Origin of the sequence: Cupriavidus sp. HPC(L) (assembly GCF_000307735.3) — a bacterium.
GTDB lineage: Bacteria > Pseudomonadota > Gammaproteobacteria > Burkholderiales > Burkholderiaceae > Cupriavidus.
Genome location: NZ_AMPR02000296.1, coordinates 1 through 2882, shown reverse-complemented (window position 1 = coordinate 2882; position 2882 = coordinate 1). Strand labels below are relative to the sequence as shown.

The window sequence follows — 2882 nt, the reverse complement described above, 5'->3', positions numbered from 1 at the left end:
ACCCGGCGCCGCCCGATCCTTTATCATTAGCGGTTTCCCGAATGCCACGGCCGATGCCGGGGGCGGCGCAGCCACGCAGCAGCACGGCGCGCCGCGACCCCGAGCCGCCCCTGCGCCCCGCCCCCAGCGCCGGCCCTCCGCCTTCTTCCGTCCATCCCATCCGGCCCCGCGCCGGTCGTCGACATGACCCGCAAGACAGCCAGCAAACCCGACTACCTGAAAAAGATCCTGACCGCCAAGGTGTATGACGTGGCGCAGGAGACCGAGCTGACCTACGCCCGCGAACTGTCGGCGCGAATCGGCAACGGAGTCTGGTTCAAGCGCGAGGACACCCAGCCGGTGTTCTCGTTCAAGCTGCGCGGCGCCTACAACAAGATGGCCTCGCTGACGCCCGACGAACTGAAGCGCGGCGTGATCGCCGCCTCGGCCGGCAACCACGCGCAGGGCGTCGCGCTGGCCGCGGCGCGGATGGAGTGCAAGGCCATCATCGCGATGCCGGTGACCACGCCGCAGGTCAAGATCGACGCGGTGCGCAAGCACGGCGGCAAGTGGGTGCAGGTGGTGCTGCACGGCGAGTCGTACAGCGACGCCTACCAGCACGCCGCCGAACTGCAGCGCAAGCACAAGCTGACCTTCATCCATCCGTTCGACGATCCCGAGGTGATCGCCGGCCAGGGCACCGTCGCGATGGAAATCCTGCGCCAGCACCCGGGTCCGATCCACGCGGTGTTCGTCGCGATCGGCGGCGGCGGCCTGATCGCCGGCGTGGCGTCGTACATCAAGGCGGTGCGGCCGGAGATCAAGGTGATCGGCGTGCAGACGGTCGATTCCGATGCGATGAAGCGCTCGATCGATGCCGGCAAGCGCGTCGAACTGAAGGACGTGGGCCTGTTCTCGGACGGCACCGCGGTCAAGCTGGCCGGCAAGGAGACCTTCCGCATCGCGCGCGAGCTGGTCGACGAGATCGTGCTGGTCGATACCGATGCGCTGTGCGCCGGCGTCAAGGACGTGTTCCAGGACACCCGCAGCATCCTTGAGCCCTCGGGCGCGCTGGCCGTTGCCGGACTGAAGGCGTATGCCGAGCGCGAGAAGCTCAAGGGCAAGAACCTGGTGGCGATCGCCTCGGGCGCCAACATGAACTTCGACCGCCTGCGCTTCGTCGCCGAACGGGCCGAGGTCGGCGAGGCGCGCGAGGCGGTGTTCGCGGTGACCATCCCCGAGGAACGCGGCAGCTTCCGCCGCTTCTGCGAACAGCTGGGCACGCGCAACGTGACCGAGTTCAACTACCGGATCGCCGACAACCAGCTCGCGCACATCTTCGTCGGCGTGCAGATCGGCAGCCGCGCCGAAAGCGACAAGATCGCCGCGGCCTTCCGCCGCCACGGCTTTGCCGCGCTGGACCTGTCGAACGACGAGCTGGCCAAGCAGCACATCCGCTATATGGTCGGCGGGCACTCCGCGCTGGCCCAGGACGAGCTGCTGTACCGCTTCGAATTCCCGGAGCGCCCGGGCGCGCTGATGAAATTCCTGTCGAGCATGAGCCCGAACTGGAACATCAGCCTGTTCCACTACCGCAACCAGGGCGCCGACACGTCGAACATCCTGGTCGGCATCCAGGTGCCGAAGAACGAGAAGCGCGAATTCAAGGCCTTCCTTGCCACGCTCGGTTACTTACACTGGGAAGAAACCGACAACCCCGTCTACAAGCTGTTCCTGGCGTGACGGCCTGCGCCGCGCCGCCGAACCGCCCGAACCACTGCAAATCCGTGCATCGCGGAACCCGACAGGAGTCCTCATGACCGTGCCCGAACATTCGCCGCTGGGCAAAGTCTCGGCCTACAAGACCGAGTACGACGCCAGCCTGCTGTTTCCGATCCCGCGCGCGCCCAAGCGTGCCGAGATCGGCCTGCCCGAAGGCCGCGCGGTGCCGTTCTTCGGCGTGGACATCTGGAATGCCTACGAATTGTCCTGGCTCAATCCGAAAGGCAAGCCCCAGGTCGCGCTGGCCAGCTTCATCATTCCGGCCGACACGCCGAACATCGTCGAATCGAAATCGTTCAAGCTGTACCTGAACAGCTTCAACCAGACCCGGCTCGAATCCCCCGAGGCGCTGCAGCAGCTGCTGCGGCAGGACCTGTCCGAAGCCACCGGCGGCGCGGTGCAGGTGCGGCTGACCGCCGAACCCGACTTCGCCCGCCAGCAGATGGGCGAGCTCGACGGCCTGCTGCTGGACCGGCTCGATATCGAGACCGACATCTACGAGCCGGCGCCGCAGCTGCTGCGCGCGGATCAGGAAGAGACGCCGGTCGAGGAGACGCTGGTCTCGCATCTGCTGAAGTCGAACTGCCTGGTCACCGGCCAGCCCGACTGGGGCAGCGTGCAGATCCGCTATGTCGGCGCGCCGATCGACCAGGAGGGACTGCTGAAATACCTGATCTCCTTCCGCAACCACAACGAGTTCCACGAGCAGTGCGTCGAGCGCATCTTCGTGGACGTGCTGCGCCAGTGCAAGCCGGTCAAGCTGGCGGTCTACGCGCGCTATACGCGGCGCGGCGGCCTCGACATCAACCCGTTTCGCACCAACTTCAACACGCCGTGGCCGGATAACCGGCGCAACGCGCGGCAGTAACACCCCGCGAGGCAAGGCCGGGCCGGCGTGCGCGCGACAGCGCAACGCCGGCTTCTTTGTAACAGGCCTTGAATTAATTAATGCGCCAATTAATATCCAGCGAACGAGATCCCGACCATGACCGCCCGCCGCTCCCGCTCGTCCACCGCTTCCGCTGCCGCCCTGCCCGCTTCACCGCGGGAAGGCGCCCCGCTGCGCCGCCCGGGCCGTCCCGGGCGCAGCGCCGCAGCGGTCAAGGGCCTCGGCAGCGCAC

The 2882-nt window shown here is 66.9% G+C and carries 2 protein-coding genes; both read left to right on the top strand.

From position 1 onward, the window contains the following. Positions 1-183 precede the first annotated feature (183 nt). On the top strand, positions 184-1722 hold the full coding sequence (gene ilvA / locus B551_RS15980) for a threonine ammonia-lyase, biosynthetic (RefSeq protein WP_023264521.1): 1539 nt from the start codon (positions 184-186) through the stop codon (positions 1720-1722). Between the two features lie 73 nt (positions 1723-1795). Next, positions 1796-2629, top strand: a complete 834-nt coding sequence (gene queF / locus B551_RS15975; RefSeq protein WP_006577922.1) for an NADPH-dependent 7-cyano-7-deazaguanine reductase QueF — start codon at positions 1796-1798, stop codon at positions 2627-2629. Positions 2630-2882: the final 253 nt, after the last annotated feature.

Bases quoted from the DNA above. Each gene is read 5' to 3' on its own strand.
- ilvA (WP_023264521.1), top strand. From the start codon at position 184: ATGACCCGCAAGACAGCCAGCAAACCCGACTACCTGAAAAAGATCCTG.
- queF (WP_006577922.1), top strand. From the start codon at position 1,796: ATGACCGTGCCCGAACATTCGCCGCTGGGCAAAGTCTCGGCCTACAAG.